Genomic DNA, 16,531 nt, shown 5'->3' with positions numbered 1-16,531 from the left:
CTCCTTCTCCTGCACCGGGCCTTTTAAAAAAACCTGTCCGCTCATGGCATGGCCTACGCGTATCCGGCGGACAGCGGGCGTGTCATCACGGTCGGGATCACGCCGTAACGTGGCCCGAGGTTCTTGCCCGAGGCGGCCGCGAGACGGGGCAGCGAGCCCATGACGCTGGGCGGCACGTTGGCGCCGGCGAGGTTGATCGCGGGTAGCGCCGACACGGCGCTGTGGGCGGCTGGAATCACGCTGGTCCAGCTCGCCGGCACCGCCAACGGACCCAGCATGGCCGCCTTGCCGAGGCTGCCGAAGATGCCGGATCCGAGCGATCCGATCGATCCGAGCGCTCCGGCACCCGAACTGGCCGCACTCGCCGCCCCCGAGGCAGCGGCCATGACGCCGTCGCCGGCGGCTTTTGCCAAGCCCTGCGCGGTCTGGGCTATGCCGAGGATGGAGGACATGCCGTAGAGGGGGGTCGCCGCCGCCGAGAATGCGCTGGGGATGGCGCCGGGGATGCCCGACGCGAGGCCGGTCATGATCGACGAATTGGCCGCATCGCCCGCGCCGGAGCCGACGGTTCCGACCGTCCCGTTGATATCGGTGACCGTCCCGTCCATGACTGTCATCGGCGAGGACAGCTGGTGCAGCGAGTTGGGCACCTTGGACACCACATTCGCCAGGTTCGCCTGCTCCGTCTCCGAGGTGGCCTTCCCGACCGCGGCGGCCTGCTGGGCCACCCCGCTGTCGTTGGTCACGTTCGGCGCCGGGGTGAACGGTGTCACCTCGCACGCGGCCGCCGAACCCGCGGCGTACGCATACATCGCCGCGGCGTCCTGCGCCCACATCTCGCCGTATTCGGCCTCGGTGGCCGCGATGGCGGCGGTGTTCTGCCCGAAGAAGTTGGTCGCGACCAGCGTCGCGAGCTGCGCCCGGTTGGCCGCGACCGCGGGCGGCGGGACGGTCATCGCGAAGGCGGCCTCGAAAACCTCCACGGCGAGTCTGGCTTGACCGGCCGTCTCCGCGGCTCGCGCTCCGGCGCCGGCCATCCACGCCATGTATGGCGCGTACGCCGACGCCATGATCAGCGACGACGGGCCCAGCCAGCGTCCGGTGGTCAACCCGGCGATCACCGAGCGGTAGCAACTCGCCGCGGCGTGCAGTTCGGCGGCCAAAGCGTCCCAGGCCACCGCCGCGGCCATCAGCGAGAAGGGGCCGGGACCGGCGTACATCCTCGCGGAATTGACCTCCGGGGGAAGCGCTCCGAAATCGATCACTTGACGGCCCTCCCGTCAGCGGATCGCGTCGCGGATCCGGCGAAAGCGCTCACGTCGCATGCTCCGAGACCAATAAAGCCGCCAAGTTCATACCTTAAGTATGGAAATAGGCCCGTTCGAGGGCTACGGGTCATTGGTCCCTCGCTAAAGGCCGTTAGTCCCCGGTCGCGCACGCTTTTAAGGCCCAGGGCCGACGAGGGCGTGCGCGCGGCGTCCATGCCCCCTCCCACCACGCGGCCCGAATAAGGCGTGGTGAGAGGGGACATGTGCGTTCTCCTTCGTGCGATACGGACGGTCGAGACGGTCCGCGGGTCAAATCAGACTGACGTACGCACAATAGCGTATAAAACATACTGTAGGTTTGACAACACGCTGTGACATAAACCTCAAGTATTTACAGGAGCGTCAACCGGGACAGCCGTATGACTGCTAACCTCAGAAGTGGGCTAGAAATCTTGAGCGGCGTGTTCGCTCTCAATCTGTGAAGAACCGAGGTGTGTGTGCCCTGCTTGAGCAAGGCGTCGGTCGACGCAAGGGTGGGCGATGCCGCCCGGCGCGTCAGCCTCGGTGCCACGGCTTGCGGCACGACCCCGGCCGCGAAGAACTGATTTCTCGACTGCGATGACGACACATTCGACTGACGGACGCGCCGACGCGACCCGGCAACAGATTCTGCGGGCCGCGTCGCACCAGTTCGCCCGTAGGCCCTACCACGACGTCGGGCTCGACGACATTCTCGCCGAGGCCGAACTGACCAAGGGCGCAATGTATTTCCACTTCAAGTCGAAGCACGCGCTGGCGGTCGCGATCATCGAAAGCCAGGTCGAGGACGGCGCGGCCGGCGTGCGTGACCTGCTGACGCGGGGGCTCTCGGGACTCGAGACGCTCATCGACTTCTCGTATCTGATCGCCGTCCGGGACATCAAGATTGACCTCGTCAGGTCGGGACTGAACCTGATGGAGTCGGTCGGCCTGCCCGACGGGATGCAGGAAAAGTTGTTCGACCGCTGGATCAAAAACCTGGGCAAAGTCGCCGAGCAGGCCATGGCCGAGGGCGACATCAATGAACAATGCGACCCGCAGGACATCGGCCGCATGATGGTGTCCCTGCACATGGGACTGCGAAAGACCAGCAACCTGGACGACCCGGAACGGTTCCTGGGCGACTTGGAAAAGTGCTGGTCCTTGCTGCTCACCGGGATACTTCAACCGGACCGAATCGACTACTTCCGCCAATTCCTCAGGCGGCGTGCGACGCTCGCCATCAACACCAGTTCCACCGATGACGACGCGCAGTAAAAACGACGGGCGAGCGATCTGCGGATCCGACGAGACTGCAAAGGTGCAGCGGTAATGCCGCGCCAGGTTCGGTCTGAAGCCACTCGGCAAAAAATCCTCGACGCCGCGATCGAAGTCTTCGGCGAGGTCGGGTATGCGGCCGCCGGGTGGAGCACGATCATCGAGCGGACGGGCATGACCAAAGGCGCCCTCTATCACCACTTTGATTCGAAAGAATCGTTGGCCTCGAACATCATCGAGGAAGGGTCGGACGCGATCCTCAGCGCGTACCGAAATGTCTGCAAGTCGTCGTCGCCGGGGCTGGAAAACATTGTGCACGGCTCATTCACGATCGTCGACGTGTTGGGCTCCGACAAAATGGCCCGAGCGGCCGCGCAATTGGCCACGGCATTAAGCGGATTCAACGGGGCCGCCTCGCGCTTCTACGCCAACTTGGTGTTGGAGACGGCCCAGGAGGCGCGCCGCGCGGCCAAGGAAGGCGACCTTCGGAGCGACATCGACCCCGACGTGCTCAGCGCGTCGATCGTGGGCGCTATATCCGGGACGCGGTTGATCGCGACCGCGATATCCAGCCACGGCAGGATCGGGGACGTCACCGGTGACCCCTTCGCGCGGTTGCATCAGCTCTGGGAACTCCTGCTGCCCGGCGTTGTCGCGGAAGCGTCGCTGCCCTACTTCCAGCAATTTCTGCGCCGCGAAGTGATGCGCCATACCGCCGCCGAGGCTTCGGACGACGACGCCGCCGGGGAAACCGAAGCCGATTAGCTTTCGGTGAGAGCCGTTGCGGGACACGTTTTCGCGTTCGCCGCAACGGCGTTTCCGTTATTGGGGTTGAAGCGCTTTCAACAATGCATACTGTTCCGGTGATGTTCCGGAAAGCTCTCGGCCGTGCAATCGCACTCGCCGGTGTCGTCGGTTTCCTGGTGATAAATGCTCCGGCGGCGTCGTGGGGTACGCCCGCCGATCCGGTCACCGCGACGGACTCGACGACGACACTGACGCTGGCGGACCTTGGGTCTTCCTCCACCCTGGAATTCTGGGGCCTGACCAACAACGTGCCGCTGACTCTGCCGGTGCTGCACGGGCTGACCCCGACAGCTCTGAACGCGACCGTCGAACTGCCGATCAATCTGCGGTCGGGGTTGATCACCGTGACGCAAGGCGATCGCACCATCGCTCGGGTGAACCTACCGACCACCGATCAAGCCCCGATCGTCATTCCGCTCACCGGAGCGGAGCTCATCGACAACTTTCTGAGCGTGACGGTGCGTACGTACCTGGTGCCGCTGGACGGATTTTGCTTGTACCCGGAAAGCCCGCTTCGGCTCGCCAACGGAACGGTCACCTACACCGGGGCCGAGCTGCCGCCCACCACCGTGGCTCATTTCTTGCCGCCGGTGCTGCGAAAGCTGACCATCTATCTGCCGCAATCGCCGTCAACTGCCGAGTCCGACACGGCAATCCGACTGGCCACCTCCACGGCGTCGCATTACGGCAAACAGGCTCCCGAGATCGTCGTGGTCCCGCTACAGGAAGGACAGGCGGCGCCGCCGACGCCGCCGGCGCCGCTGGAACGCCAGGTCGTCGTCAAAGAGGGCCCGGATAACGGCCTTTCGCTGCAGGGCGCGACCGGTGTGCCGTGGCTTCTCGTCTCCGGGGCGCTGGGCCAAACGGACGAATCGAACACGGCCGTGCTGTTCAGCGACCTGTCGGAGCTGGCGTTTTCCTCCAGGGCCGCGGTGGAATCGCTGAAGCCCAAGGTGCAACTACCCGCAGACACCGCCACGCTGCGCGAACTGGGGCGCCCCTTCATCAACGCGACTTCCCTGCAACCGCGGGTGTCGATCGGAGTGGACCAGACCCGATTTGGCAGGTCGATCCGCGGGGTGCGCGTGCATCTGCTGGGTTCCTATACGCCGACGCCGAACAACATCGCCGGCCGGATTGCCGTCACGATCGGTCCCGAGACCATCGATCACTGGCCCACCGATGGGCAGGGCAGCATCGACCGCTGGATCGACGTGCCGGATCGGCTGCTGCAGCGCTACACCAACATCGAATTGGTGCTCGACGTCGCGAGCAACGTCGGGCATTGCGGCGACTTTTACACCGCCGGGCCGGGCAACCAGTTATTGACGTTGAACATCAACGGCGACAGCACCATTCAGAGCAGTGGCGCCGCGCCGCCGACCCCGGACGGCCTTCAGTCGGTGCCGCAGACACTGATGCCCCGCGTGCAGGTGGGCATCGCGGAGCACTCGTTGATCGACACGATGCGCGCACTCGACATCCTGGTGGGTCTGCAGCGAATGAGCGCGTTACCGATCGACACCACCGTCACCGGCGTCAAGCAAGCGGTGGATTCCTCGAATCCCGCCCTGCTGATTTCCGCCGACGGCTGGAATCAGTCCGACGTGACGCTCCCCGTGGCAGCCGGGCCCAGCGGGCCGATCACCGTCAACGCCGTCGGGTCCGGCGACAAGCCCACCAAGCTCACGCTGGACCCGATGCTGCGATTCGCCTCTCTCCAAACGGTTTTCAACCGCGGGCGCACACTGCTGATCGCGACGTCCAACGGGGCGCCCGGACAGCTTGACGAGCTGATCCGGTGGCTCAAGGGCGATGACAACAAGCACTGGCAGCGACTCAAAGGCGTTGCGGTGGTGTCTGTACCCGGACAAGAACCGGTGACCGTCGATCATCCGCCATTGCCGGCCGGCGCGGCCGCCGCGGGATCCGGAAGCCATTCGGATCTCGACTGGCTATGGTGGTTCGGCGCGGGTTGGGTCGCCGTGGCCATCGTCGGGGCAGGGGTGATCCTGTGGCGCGTCAGGCGCGAATCATGGCGGCGCCGATAGTGTTTGACTCCGCTTGCGCGCCGATAGCGATTGACTCCGCTTCGCGCCGCTGAGGGCACCCGCTAGCGCGCTTCCTCCCAGAGCTGCTCGGTCAGGTCCTGGAACGCGGCGAGGGCGAACTGGTCATCCACCCGTCGCACCGCGGACTTGCTCATCATGGCGCGCACGACCGAGCCGTCCTTGTGTGCCAGCTCGACGACCATGTTCGCGAGAGCATGGACGGTCGCCAGCAGCGATTCCGACGCCGGGGCCTGATGGAAGATCTGTTCGAACCGCAGCGACAGCGTTTCCTCCGGCTCGTAACCCATCATGTCGGCAAACGCGGTGTTGGCGAACAAAATACTGCCGTCGTCGCCGATGGCCAGCACCGGAACCGGGATCCGCTCCAGCACCACCAGTGCGGGCAGCTCCTTCAAGGTCGTCATCGGCGATTGGCTCTGTTGCCGGTTCTGGCGTCGTTCCACAGCCCGATTATGGGCTATAGCAGAGGATATGTTGGGGGCTTTCCCCGAAAGGGATTCGGCGGCGTGGTTGAAGTCGCTTGATCCGCAACCGAATTGTTCGGCTCTTTGAACGCTCACGTCGCCGGGGCGGCGGCGTCGCAGAACCCGCTGATCAGGATGTCGACGCGGGCGCCGTGGTGGTTCGGACGTAGCCGGCCGCTGCGGTCGAGGGTGACCAGCCCGTGCAGGGCCGCCCACAGCACCTCCGTCAGCGTGTCGGCGTCCCGGGTGCCCGCGACCATGTCCACCGCGGTGCGCAGCTCGGCGAAGGCCGCCGTCAGCTCGGCGGGGGTTTCCGCGGCGGCGAACGGCAGCGTTGTCGCGCGGGTGAACATCGCATCGAAGAGCGCGGGGTTGTCACGAGCGAACGCGACGAAGGCGTGGGCGACCCGCGCCAGGGCGTCCCGGCCGTCGGTGGCGCCGCGGCGCGCGGTGCGCAGCGCGTCCGCGAGTTCGCCGAATCCCTCGACCGCCACCGATGCGGTGATGTCCTCCATGCCCGAGAAGTGTTTGTAGAGCACCGGCTGGCTGTATTCGATCTCGGCGGACAGCCGCCGGGTGGTGACGGCGTCCCAGCCCTCTTCCTCGGCCAGCTTGCGCGCGGTGGCGGTGATCAGCCGGCGCCGGGCGGCGCGTTCGCGTGCCCGGCGGTCTTCGATGGCCATCCACTCATGCTAGCGCCGATATAGAAGCTAGCGACGCTATTGACACGATCGGCTCATAGGGTTAGCATCGCTAACACCTGCAGACGAGGAGTGCGCATCATGATCGCCACGCTGTTCGCGGTCATCGCGGTGCTGGGTACCGCGGTGGTCTACGGCACCGACGTGTTCTGCGCGGTGGTGCAGCGGCCCGCGCTGGCCCGCGTCGACGACCGCGCCATGCTCGCGGTGATGGGCAACATCCATCGCTACGGAGACCGCCGGATGCCGGTGCCCGGGGTCCTCGGCCTGGTGGCCGCGGCGCTCAGCGCGGTATTCGCCGCGGTGTCCGGCCACTGGACGCAAGCCGGTGCCGCCGGCGCCTCCGTCGGCATGCTGCTGGTGTGGCTGTTGCTCTACCTACGAGTGAGCGCGCCGATCAACCACCAACTCATCGCCGCGGTCGATCGGCCCGAGCTGTCGACGAATGTTCGAGCGCTGCAACGTAACTGGGACAAGGTGATCACAACCAGGGCCACCCTGCAGGGCCTGGCGGTCGCCGGATTGTGCCTGGCGCTAGTGATCTGAACTCCGAAGGGATATCGAGACAATGACCATGGGCAAGAACATCGGACGGCTGTTGATGCGCGCGGCACCAGTGTTGAACAAACCGGTCGCGGCCATGGCGGCCTCGCCGCGCTTCGGCGCCGGCCTCAGGCGCAGCATCACGCTCGTCACCTACACGGGTCGACGTTCCGGGCGCACGTTTTCGATTCCGGTGGCCTACCGCCGCCGCGGCGACGATATCGAGATCGCCGCGAACATGCCCGAAGCCAAGACGTGGTGGCGCAACTTTGTCGGCGACGGCGCCCCGATGTCGCTGACGCTCGACGGCGCCGAACGGACCGGACATGCGATCGCACACAGGGACGCCAACGGGCGCGTCACCGTCCGCGTTCGCCTCGCCTAGTCGTTCTGGTAGCGGGGGAACACGCCCGTCGGGGGCGGCAGCACCGTGCCGGGAGTCAGCCGCGCGCCGAGGGCGGCAAATGTTCGCTGGTCTTGCGCCTGCCCCAGCAGATCGAGCAGCGTGCCGGCCGATTCGGGCATGACGGGCTGAACCAGCAGCGCCGCGATGCGAACCGCCTCGCAGGTGACGTACAAGACTGTGCGGAACCGCTGCTGATCGGCCTCCGACTCGCTCTTGCGCAAGACCCACGGCTGCTGCGCCGAAAAGTATCTGTTGGCCTCGCCGAGCATCAGCCAGATCGCTTCCAGCGCCAGGTGCATCGCCTGTGATTCGAAGCTGGCCCGCAGCCGCTCCAACAGGCCGTCGGCCGTCGCCAGCAGTTCGGTGTCGGCGGCGGTGAACTCACCGGGTTCGGGCAGCACGCCGCCCAGGTTCTTGGCGATCATCGACAGCGACCGCTGGGCCAGGTTGCCCAGTTCGTTGGCCAGGTCGGTGTTGATCCGGGTGATGATGGCCTCTTCGCTGAAGCTGCCGTCCTGGCCGAACGGGACCTCCCGCAACAGGAAATAACGCACCTGGTCCACGCCGAACTCCTCGATCAGGGCGACCGGGTCGACGACGTTGCCCACCGACTTGCTCATCTTCTCGCCGCGGTTGAGCAGGAAGCCGTGCGCGAAAACCCTTCGCGGCAACTCGATTCCGGCCGACATCAGAAACGCCGGCCAGTACACGGTGTGAAACCGGATGATGTCCTTGCCGATCATGTGCAGGTCGGCCGGCCAGTAGCGGCGGAACATCTCCGAGTCGGTGTCCGGGTAGCCCACCCCGGTCAGGTAGTTGGTCAGCGCGTCGACCCAGACGTACATCACGTGGTCGGGATGCTCGGGCACCTGCACGCCCCAGTCGAACGAGGTGCGCGAGATGGACAGGTCGCGCAAGCCGCCCGCCACGAAACTGACGACCTCGTTGCGGCGCACCTCGGGCGCGATGAAGTCCGGGTTCGCCTCGTAGTGGGCCAGCAGCTTGTCGGCATACGCCGAGAGCCGGAAGAAGTAGGTCTGTTCCTCGGTCCAGGTCACCGGGGCGCCGGTTTCCACCGCCACCCGGGTCCCGTCGTCGAGGAGTCTGGTTTCCGATTCGACGAAAAACCGTTCGTCGCGCACCGAGTACCAGCCCGAGTAGGTGTCCAGGTAGATGTCGCCGGCGGCGGCCATCCGGCGCCAGATCTCTTTGGACGCCTCGTGGTGGTCGGGGTCAGTGGTCCGAATGAAGCGGTCGAAGGAGATGTTCAACCGCTCCTGCAGGCGCTGGAACATATCCGAATTGCGGCGGGCCAGCTCGGCCGTGCCGATGCCCTCGGCGGCCGCCGTCTCCACCATCTTGAGGCCGTGCTCGTCGGTGCCGGTCAGAAACCGCACGTCGAACCCGTCAAGCCGCTTGAACCGGGCGATCGCGTCGGTCGCGACGTATTCGTACGCGTGCCCGATGTGCGGATCGCCGTTCGGATAGGTGATTGCGGTGGTGACGTAATACGGCCTCATCGCAGTTCACCCTATTGTGTGCGCGTGAGTTCCAAACGCCAGCCGCCCCCGGCTCCCGAGCCCTTGAGCCCGCTCGTGGATGCGCACACCCACCTCGACGCGTGCGGCGCCACCGACGCCGAGGGAGTGCGGGCCATCGTCGACCGCGCGGCGGCGGTCGGGGTCGGTGCGGTCGTCACCATCGCCGACGACCTGGAGTCGGCGGGCTGGGTCACCCGCGCCGCCGAATGGGACCGGCGGGTTTATGCCGCAGCGGCCTTGCACCCGACCCGCGCCGACGCGCTCACCGAGGCCGCCCGCGCCGAGATCGAGCGCCTGGTGGCCCACCCCCGGGTGGTGGCGGTCGGCGAGACCGGCATGGACATGTATTGGCCCGGGCGGCTGGACGGCTGTGCCGAGCCCGCCGTGCAGCGGGAGGCCTTCGCCTGGCACATCGATCTGGCGAAGCGGTGCGGCAAACCGCTGATGATCCACAATCGGGAGGCCGACGCCGAGGTGCTCGACGTGCTCGCCGCCGAGGGCGCCCCGGACGTCGTGATCTTCCACTGCTTTTCCTCGGACGCCGCCATGGCGCGGCGCTGCGTGGACGCCGGATGGCTGCTGAGTCTGTCCGGCACCGCCAGCTTCCGCAACGCGCGCGCCCTGCGCGAGGCCGTCCCGTTGATTCCGCCGGAGCAGCTGCTGGTGGAAACCGATGCCCCTTTTTTGACACCGCATCCTTACCGAGGGGCGGCCAATGAGCCGTATTGCCTTCCTTATACTGTTCGGGCGATCGCCGAACTGGTGGATCGTCGCCCCGAGGAGCTGGCTCACGTCACGACGAGTAACGCTCGACGGGTGTACGGATTGGCCGCCGATTGAGGCGACTGACCTGGCGATTCCGTTGACACGCCGTGTCGCAGCCGCGCCAGAGTTGCCCAACATTGGCCAGTTCGTTACCGTCTTGTGATCGAACGGTATGGGCCTGCGGGCCCTTAATTTATGACCTGCTGCTAAATGAGTGGTTGCTGAGGGTTGGGTAGCGCGCGTTGAGTGTATTGACAAAACTTCATCAGAATCCTTCGCCGATGTTGCGTCTCGTGGTCGGAGGGCTGCTGGTAGTCCTGGCATTCGCGGGCGGATATGCGATCTCGGTGTGCAAGACGGTGACGTTGACCGTCGACGGTGTCGCCATGCAGGTGAAGACCATGAAGTCGCGGGTCATCGACGTCGTCGAGGAGAACGGCTTCGTCATCGACGACCGTGACGATTTGTACCCCGCCGCCGATGTCGCGGTTCACGACGCCGGCAAGATCGTGCTCCGGCGCAGCCGCCCGTTGCAGATCTCGCTGGACGGCCATGACACCAAGCAGGTGTGGACCACGGCGTCCACCGTCGACGAGGCGCTGGCCCAGTTGGCGATGACCGACACCGCCCCCGCCGCGGCCAACCGCGGTAGCCGCGTCCCGCTGGCCGGGATGGCGCTGCCTGTCGTCAGCGCGAAGACGGTCCGCATCAACGACGGCGGCGCCGTGCGCACGGTACATCTGGCGGCCCCGAACGTCGCCGGTCTGCTCAGCGCCGCCGGCGCGCCGCTGCTCGAGAGCGACCAGGTGGTGCCCGCCGCGACGACGCCGATCGTCGACGGAATGGAAGTCCAGGTGACCCGCAACCGGATCCAGCAGGTCACCGAGCGGATCCCGTTGTCGCCCAACGCCCGCCGGATCGAAGATCCGGAAATGAACATGAGCCGCCAGGTGGTCGAGGACCCGGGTAGCCCCGGCACGCAGGACGTCACCTTCTCGGTGGCCACCGTCAACGGGGTCGAGACCGGCCGCCTGCCGATCGCCAACACGGTGATCACGCCCGCCCGCGAATCGGTGGTACGAGTCGGCACCAAGCCCGGCACCGAGGTGCCGCCGATCAGCGACGGCTCCATCTGGGATGCGATCGCCGGTTGTGAGGCCGGCGGAAACTGGGCGATCAACACCGGCAACGGGTATTACGGCGGTGTGCAGTTCGACCAGGGCACGTGGGAGCGCAACGGCGGGTTGCGGTTCGCCGCCCGCGCCGACCTCGCCACCCGCGAGGAGCAGATCACCGTCGCCGAGGTGACCCGAGAGCGCCAGGGTTGGGGTGCGTGGCCAGTGTGCAGCGGAAGAGCTGGTGCGCGCTGACCATCCGGCTACTCGGGCGCACGGAGATCAGGCGGCTGGCCAAAGAACTTGAGTTTCGGCCACGGAAATCGCTCGGCCAGAATTTCGTCCACGACGCCAACACGGTGCGCCGAGTGGTGTCGACCTCCGGGATCGGTCGGTCCGACCACGTCCTGGAAGTGGGCCCCGGCCTCGGTTCGTTGACGCTCGCGCTGCTGGACCGGGGCGCCCCCGTCACCGCCGTCGAAATCGATCCGGTGCTGGCCGAACGATTGCCGGACACCGTCGCCGAACACTCGCACAGCGAAATCCAGCGCCTGAGCGTGCTCAACCGCGATATCTTGACCCTTCGCCGTGACGAACTGGACGTCCAGCCGACCGCCGTGGTCGCGAACCTGCCCTACAACGTCGCGGTCCCGGCGCTGTTGCACCTGCTCGCCGAGTTCCCGTCCATTCGGGTCGTGACGGTCATGGTGCAGGCCGAGGTCGCCGAACGCCTTGCCGCCGAACCCGGCGGCAAGGAGTACGGCGTGCCCAGCGTGAAGGTTCGCTTCTTCGGCACGGTTCGCCGTTGCGGCACGGTCTCGCCGACCGTGTTCTGGCCGATTCCCCGCGTCTACTCCGGACTGGTTCGCATCGACCGGTACGCGACCTCGCCGTGGCCCACCGCCGACGCGTTCCGGCGTCAGGTGTTCGAGCTGGTGGACATCGCCTTCGCTCAGCGCCGCAAGACGTGTCGCAACGCGTTCCTGGACTGGGCCGGCTCGGGCAACGAGTCGGCGGATCGGTTGCTGGCTGCCAGCATCGATCCCGCGCGCCGCGGCGAGACGCTCTCCATCGACGACTTCGTGCGGTTGTTGCAGCGCTCCGCCGATCGCTCCCACAGCGCCGCCGCGACGAGCCCCCACACCACCTCGGCCGGCTGAACGCCGAAAGTCCGGGCGCCGCTACGTGCTCGGCCGGTCGCAGCGATAGTCTGCTGCGGTGTCCGCGTCTGACGGCAATACCGCTGCGGCTTGGGTGCCCACCGGGTCGGTCACCGTTCGGGTGCCCGGAAAAGTCAACCTCTACCTGGCGGTCGGTGACCGCCGCGAGGACGGCTATCACGAGCTGACGACGATATTCCAGGCCGTCTCGCTGCTCGACGAGGTGACCGTGCGCAATGCCGATGTGCTCTCGCTCCAGATCGTCGGCGAGGGCGCCGACAAACTGCCCACCGATGAACGCAACCTCGCCTGGCAGGCGGCGGAACTGATGGCCGAACACGTCGGCCGGGCACCGGACGTGTCGATCATGATCGACAAGTCGATACCGGTGGCCGGCGGCATGGCCGGCGGCAGCGCCGACGCGGCGGCGGTGCTGGTCGCCATGAACTCCCTGTGGGAACTCAACGTGCCTCGCCGCGACCTGCGCATGCTCGCCGCGCGGCTGGGCAGCGACGTGCCGTTCGCGCTGCACGGCGGCACCGCGTTGGGCACCGGGCGGGGTGAGGAGCTGGCGACGGTGTTGTCGCGCAACACCTTCCACTGGGTTTTGGCGTTCGCCGACAGCGAGCTGCTCACGCCGGCGGTCTTCACCGAACTGGACCGGCTCCGGGAGGCGGGGGACCCGCCGCGGCTGCCCGCGCCCGGGCCGGTGCTGGCCGCCCTGGCCGCCGGCGATGCCGAGCAGCTGGCCCCGCTGCTGGGCAACGAGATGCAGGCGGCCGCGGTCAGTCTGAATCCCGGTCTACGGCGCACGTTGCGGGCCGGCGTGGACGCCGGCGCGCTGGCGGGCATCGTCTCCGGCTCGGGCCCGACGTGTGCCTTCTTGTGCCCCTCGGCCACCGCGGCGGTCGACGTCGGCACCGAGGTGTCCGGAGCGGGGGTGTGCCGCACGGTGCGGGTCGCCAGCGGGCCGGTGGTCGGGGCGCGGGTGGTGCCCGCGCCCACTGAGGTGTGAATATTTTCCCATTTTGCGCATTAGTTTTGCGCTTCCCTAAGAGGAGCTTAAGATAATGCGCGGTGACGGGAAGCGTTGAGCAAGATCACTTAATTCCATCGTCCGCCGGGCTCGCCGGCGGGCGATTAATGCATACGGCCCGACAAGATTTGTCGGGCCTGTTTCACGCTTGCCGGTCGACCGGCCGCCGCCCAGGTGCGGCGGGCGGGGGCGCATCACCGATCCGAGACCTAACCGCCGCCCAACCGTGTTTGCGTGCTTGCGGCGAAGTATTACCCAGCGGGCGGAATATGAGATTTCGGGCGTTGGGACGAGGGCTGGAACCGAGGAGGTTTTTGTGAGCAGGTTTACCGAGAAGATGTACCGCAATGCCCGGTCCGTGACGACGGGCATGGTTACCGGTGAACCCCACGAACCAGTCCGCCACACCTGGGGCGAGGTCCACGAGCGCGCGCGTCGTATCGCGGGTGGCCTGGCCGCCGCGGGCATCGGGCCCGGCGACGCGGTCGGCGTGCTCGCCGGCTTCCCGGTGGAGATCGCGCCGACGGCGCAGGGCCTGTGGATGCGCGGCGCCAGCCTGACCATGCTGCACCAGCCCACACCGCGCACCGACCTGGCCGTGTGGGCCGAGGACACCATGAACGTCATCGGCATGATCGAGGCGAAGGCCGTCGTCGTGTCGGAGCCGTTCCTGGTGGCCATCCCGGTGCTCGAGGAGAAGGGCATCAAGGTCGTCACGGTGGCCGACCTGCTCACGGCGGAGCCGATCGACCCCGTCGAGGTCGGCGAGGACGCGCTGGCGCTGATGCAGCTGACGTCCGGCTCGACCGGTTCCCCCAAGGCGGTGCAGATCACCCACCGCAACATCTACTCCAACGCCGAGGCGATGTTCATCGGCGCCCAGTACGACGTCGACAAGGACGTCATGGTGAGCTGGCTGCCCTGCTTCCACGACATGGGCATGGTCGGCTTCCTCACCATCCCGATGTACTTCGGCGCCGAGCTGGTCAAGGTCACCCCGATGGACTTCCTGCGCGACACGCTGCTGTGGGCCAAGCTCATCGACAAGTACAAGGGCACGATGACCGCGGCGCCCAACTTCGCCTACGCGCTGCTGGCCAAGCGGCTGCGCCGGCAGGCCAAGCCCGGCGATTTCGACCTGTCGACGCTGCGCTTCGCGCTGTCCGGCGCCGAGCCCGTCGAACCCGCCGACGTCGAGGACCTGCTCGATGCCGGCAAGCCGTTCGGCCTGAATGCGTCGGCGATCCTGCCGGCCTACGGCATGGCCGAAACCACGCTGGCCGTGTCGTTCTCGGAGTGCAACGCCGGTCTGGTCGTCGACGAGGTCGACGCCGACCTGCTGGCCGCCCTGCGTCGTGCCGTGCCCGCCACCAAGGGCAACACCCGCAGGCTGGCCACGCTCGGTCCGTTGCTGCAGGATCTCGAGGCGCGCATCATCGACGAGAACGGCGATGTGATGCCGCCCCGCGGGGTCGGCGTGATCGAGCTGCGCGGCGAGTCGCTGACGCCCGGCTACCTGACCATGGGCGGCTTCATCTCGGCCCAGGACGAGAACGGCTGGTATGACACGGGCGACCTCGGCTACCTGACCGAGGAGGGCCACGTGGTGGTGTGCGGCCGCGTCAAGGACGTCATCATCATGGCCGGCCGCAACATCTATCCGACCGACATCGAGCGCGCCGCCTGCCGCGTCGAGGGGGTGCGGCCCGGCTGCGCCGTCGCGGTGCGGCTGGACGCCGGCCACTCCCGCGAGACGTTCGCCGTGGCCGTGGAGTCCAACGCTTTCCAGGACCAGGCCGAGGTGCGTCGCATCGAGCACCAGGTCGCCCGCGAGGTGGTGGCGGAGGTCGACGTGCGGCCGCGCAACGTGGTGGTGCTCGGTCCCGGGACCATTCCGAAGACGCCGTCGGGCAAGTTGCGGCGATCCAACTCGGTCACCCTGGTCACCTAGGGTTTTGCGCTTACCAGGCGTGGACGCGGTTCTGCGCGGGCTCTAACCCCAGTTCGATCAGCAATTCGGTTGCGTCCGCGGCCTGTTCGCAGATCGTGGGGACTTCGGTGCGCTCGGCGGCATTGAAGTTTTCCAGCACGAACGCCGCCGGATCTTTGCGTCCCGGCGGACGGCCGATGCCGATGCGGACCCGCTGAAAGTCCTTGCTGCCCAGGGCGTTAGCCAACGAACGCAGCCCGTTGTGGCCGCCTTCGCCGCCGCCGATCTTGAGCCGGATGCGGCCAAAGTCCAGGTCGAGATCGTCGTGGATGACGATGATGTCGCCCGGCGTCACCGAGTAGAACTTCGCCAGCGGGCCGACCTGGCGGCCGGATTCGTTCATGTAGCAGCGCGGCTTGGCCACCACCACCGAGTGCCCGACGAGGCGGCCGCTGACGATTTCGGCGCCGGAACGCTTGTGCGCCTTGAACTTCGAACCCATCCGCGCCGCGAGCAGGTCGGCGACCATGAACCCGACATTGTGTCGGGTGCGGGCGTAGTTGTCTCCGGGATTGCCCAGGCCGACCACCAGCAACGGCTCGGCCATGTTGCGATCCGCCTACTCGGACTCGGCTTCGGAGGCCTCTTCTTCGCCGGCCTCTTCGGCTTCGCCCTCGGCCGGCGCGGCCTCCTCGGTGACCTCGCCCGCGCCCTCTTCGGCCAGCTCCTCGGCCGTCGGCGCGTTAACCACGTTGACCACAAGCATTTCCGGGTCGGAGATCAGGTTGACACCCGTGGGCAGGGAGATCTGTCCGGCGGTGAACTGGGTGCCGGGCTCGGTGTCCTCGACCGACACCGTCAGCTGCTCGGGGATCGACATGGCGTCGGCCTCGACCTCGATGGTGCTGGTTTCCTGGGTCACCAGCGTGCCGGGCGCGGCGTCGCCCTCGATGACGACGCGGACCTCGACGACGACCTTCTCGCCGCGCCGCACGACCAACAGGTCGGCGTGCTGAATGGTGCGGCGGATGGGGTGGATGTCGAGCGACTTGGTCAGCGCCAGCTGCTCCTTGCCCTCGATGTCGAGGGTCAGCACCGCGTTGGTGCCGGCGTGCCGCAGCACGGCCGCGAAGTCATGGCCGGGCAGTTCGAGGTGCTGAGGGTCGGCGCCGTGGCCGTAGAGGACGGCCGGGATCTTGCCGTCGCGGCGTGCTCGCCGGGACGCACCCTTGCCGGTCTCGGCGCGCACCGTGACCTTGAGCTGGTTGAGGGTTTTGGCAGCCATCGTGTCGCTCCTGTGTGTGCTCTGTGGGTCGGGGCACGGCCAGGTTCGCGACAGATCGTCGGTCTCCGTCGATAACGGTGCTGGCCAGCCAGCCACCCTCGCCGTGACGCCCGGTCAGGTTAGCGCATGTGCACCTCAGAGG

General features: G+C 67.0%; 16 protein-coding genes. 10 read left to right on the top strand and 6 right to left on the bottom strand.

Translation table 11 applies throughout. The annotated features are described in order from the left end of the window. Positions 1 to 53 precede the first annotated feature (53 nt). Positions 54 to 1,265, bottom strand: coding sequence for a PPE family protein (locus tag QGN31_RS20355; RefSeq protein ID WP_014941366.1), 1,212 nt, complete (start codon positions 1,263 to 1,265; stop codon positions 54 to 56). Between the two features lie 621 nt (positions 1,266 to 1,886). Between QGN31_RS20355 and QGN31_RS20350 the strand changes: the two genes are divergently transcribed. The 3 genes from QGN31_RS20350 (at position 1,887) to QGN31_RS20340 (ending at position 5,422) form a co-directional block, all read left to right on the top strand. Next, positions 1,887 to 2,564 (top strand): TetR/AcrR family transcriptional regulator, encoded by a 678-nt coding sequence (locus QGN31_RS20350; protein WP_009954293.1) that lies wholly within the window; start codon positions 1,887 to 1,889, stop codon positions 2,562 to 2,564. Positions 2,565 to 2,618: 54 nt separating this feature from the next. Beyond that, a complete protein-coding gene (locus tag QGN31_RS20345) occupies positions 2,619 to 3,329 on the top strand; it encodes a TetR/AcrR family transcriptional regulator (RefSeq protein WP_014383950.1) in 711 nt (236 codons plus the stop codon). A gap of 83 nt (positions 3,330 to 3,412) precedes the next feature. After that, positions 3,413 to 5,422 (top strand): hypothetical protein, encoded by a 2,010-nt coding sequence (locus tag QGN31_RS20340; RefSeq protein ID WP_014941367.1) that lies wholly within the window; start codon positions 3,413 to 3,415, stop codon positions 5,420 to 5,422. Between the two features lie 62 nt (positions 5,423 to 5,484). On the opposite strand, the gene QGN31_RS20335 is transcribed toward QGN31_RS20340, so the two are convergent. Both QGN31_RS20335 and QGN31_RS20330 read right to left on the bottom strand, forming a co-directional pair. Then, positions 5,485 to 5,847: a PAS domain S-box protein gene (locus tag QGN31_RS20335; RefSeq protein WP_008254177.1), complete on the bottom strand. Its 363-nt coding sequence runs from the start codon at positions 5,845 to 5,847 to the stop codon at positions 5,485 to 5,487. 152 nt (positions 5,848 to 5,999) lie between these two features. Further along, positions 6,000 to 6,590 carry a TetR/AcrR family transcriptional regulator gene (locus QGN31_RS20330; protein WP_014941368.1) on the bottom strand — a complete coding sequence of 197 codons (591 nt, stop codon included), beginning with the start codon at positions 6,588 to 6,590 and terminating at the stop codon, positions 6,000 to 6,002. Positions 6,591 to 6,680: 90 nt separating this feature from the next. Here QGN31_RS20330 and QGN31_RS20325 point away from each other — a divergent pair, with 90 nt between their 5' ends. Beyond that, positions 6,681 to 7,154 (top strand): DUF1772 domain-containing protein, encoded by a 474-nt coding sequence (locus QGN31_RS20325; protein ID WP_014383953.1) that lies wholly within the window; start codon positions 6,681 to 6,683, stop codon positions 7,152 to 7,154. 22 nt (positions 7,155 to 7,176) lie between these two features. Continuing rightward, positions 7,177 to 7,536 (top strand): nitroreductase/quinone reductase family protein, encoded by a 360-nt coding sequence (locus QGN31_RS20320; protein WP_009954286.1) that lies wholly within the window; start codon positions 7,177 to 7,179, stop codon positions 7,534 to 7,536. Here the strand turns inward: QGN31_RS20320 and metG are convergent. Further along, positions 7,533 to 9,077, bottom strand: coding sequence for a methionine--tRNA ligase (gene metG / locus QGN31_RS20315; protein ID WP_014383954.1), 1,545 nt, complete (start codon positions 9,075 to 9,077; stop codon positions 7,533 to 7,535). The two genes, QGN31_RS20320 and metG, sit on opposite strands and share 4 nt — an antisense overlap. Before the next feature lie 18 nt (positions 9,078 to 9,095). Here metG and QGN31_RS20310 point away from each other — a divergent pair, with 18 nt between their 5' ends. The 5 genes from QGN31_RS20310 to QGN31_RS20290 all read left to right on the top strand — a co-directional run bounded on the left by QGN31_RS20310 (position 9,096) and on the right by QGN31_RS20290 (position 15,125). Next, positions 9,096 to 9,938, top strand: coding sequence for a TatD family hydrolase (locus QGN31_RS20310; protein ID WP_080587983.1), 843 nt, complete (start codon positions 9,096 to 9,098; stop codon positions 9,936 to 9,938). Between the two features lie 167 nt (positions 9,939 to 10,105). Then, entirely contained in the window at positions 10,106 to 11,233 is a 1,128-nt protein-coding gene (locus QGN31_RS20305) for a resuscitation-promoting factor (protein WP_201409388.1), read from the top strand. After that, on the top strand, positions 11,197 to 12,138 hold the full coding sequence (rsmA, locus tag QGN31_RS20300) for a 16S rRNA (adenine(1518)-N(6)/adenine(1519)-N(6))-dimethyltransferase RsmA (RefSeq protein ID WP_014379327.1): 942 nt from the start codon (positions 11,197 to 11,199) through the stop codon (positions 12,136 to 12,138). Before QGN31_RS20305 ends, rsmA begins: the two co-directional genes overlap by 37 nt. Positions 12,139 to 12,196: 58 nt before the next feature. Continuing rightward, positions 12,197 to 13,153: a 4-(cytidine 5'-diphospho)-2-C-methyl-D-erythritol kinase gene (locus tag QGN31_RS20295; protein ID WP_043954503.1), complete on the top strand. Its 957-nt coding sequence runs from the start codon at positions 12,197 to 12,199 to the stop codon at positions 13,151 to 13,153. A gap of 337 nt (positions 13,154 to 13,490) precedes the next feature. Further along, positions 13,491 to 15,125, top strand: a complete 1,635-nt coding sequence (locus QGN31_RS20290) for a fatty acyl-AMP ligase (protein ID WP_008254197.1) — start codon at positions 13,491 to 13,493, stop codon at positions 15,123 to 15,125. 10 nt (positions 15,126 to 15,135) lie between these two features. Here the strand turns inward: QGN31_RS20290 and pth are convergent, their stop codons facing one another. Together pth and QGN31_RS20280 are read right to left on the bottom strand one after the other, a co-directional pair. Further along, positions 15,136 to 15,711, bottom strand: coding sequence for an aminoacyl-tRNA hydrolase (pth, locus tag QGN31_RS20285; protein ID WP_008254198.1), 576 nt, complete (start codon positions 15,709 to 15,711; stop codon positions 15,136 to 15,138). A gap of 12 nt (positions 15,712 to 15,723) precedes the next feature. Next, positions 15,724 to 16,389, bottom strand: a complete 666-nt coding sequence (locus QGN31_RS20280) for a 50S ribosomal protein L25/general stress protein Ctc (protein ID WP_014941371.1) — start codon at positions 16,387 to 16,389, stop codon at positions 15,724 to 15,726. Between the last annotated feature and the right edge of the window lie 142 nt (positions 16,390 to 16,531).

The organism is Mycobacterium sp. 2-64 (genome assembly GCF_035918375.1).
Classification (GTDB): domain Bacteria; phylum Actinomycetota; class Actinomycetes; order Mycobacteriales; family Mycobacteriaceae; genus Mycobacterium; species Mycobacterium intracellulare.
Note: the sequence above shows the minus strand (reverse complement) of the source record. Positions and strands in the feature narration are given on the sequence as shown.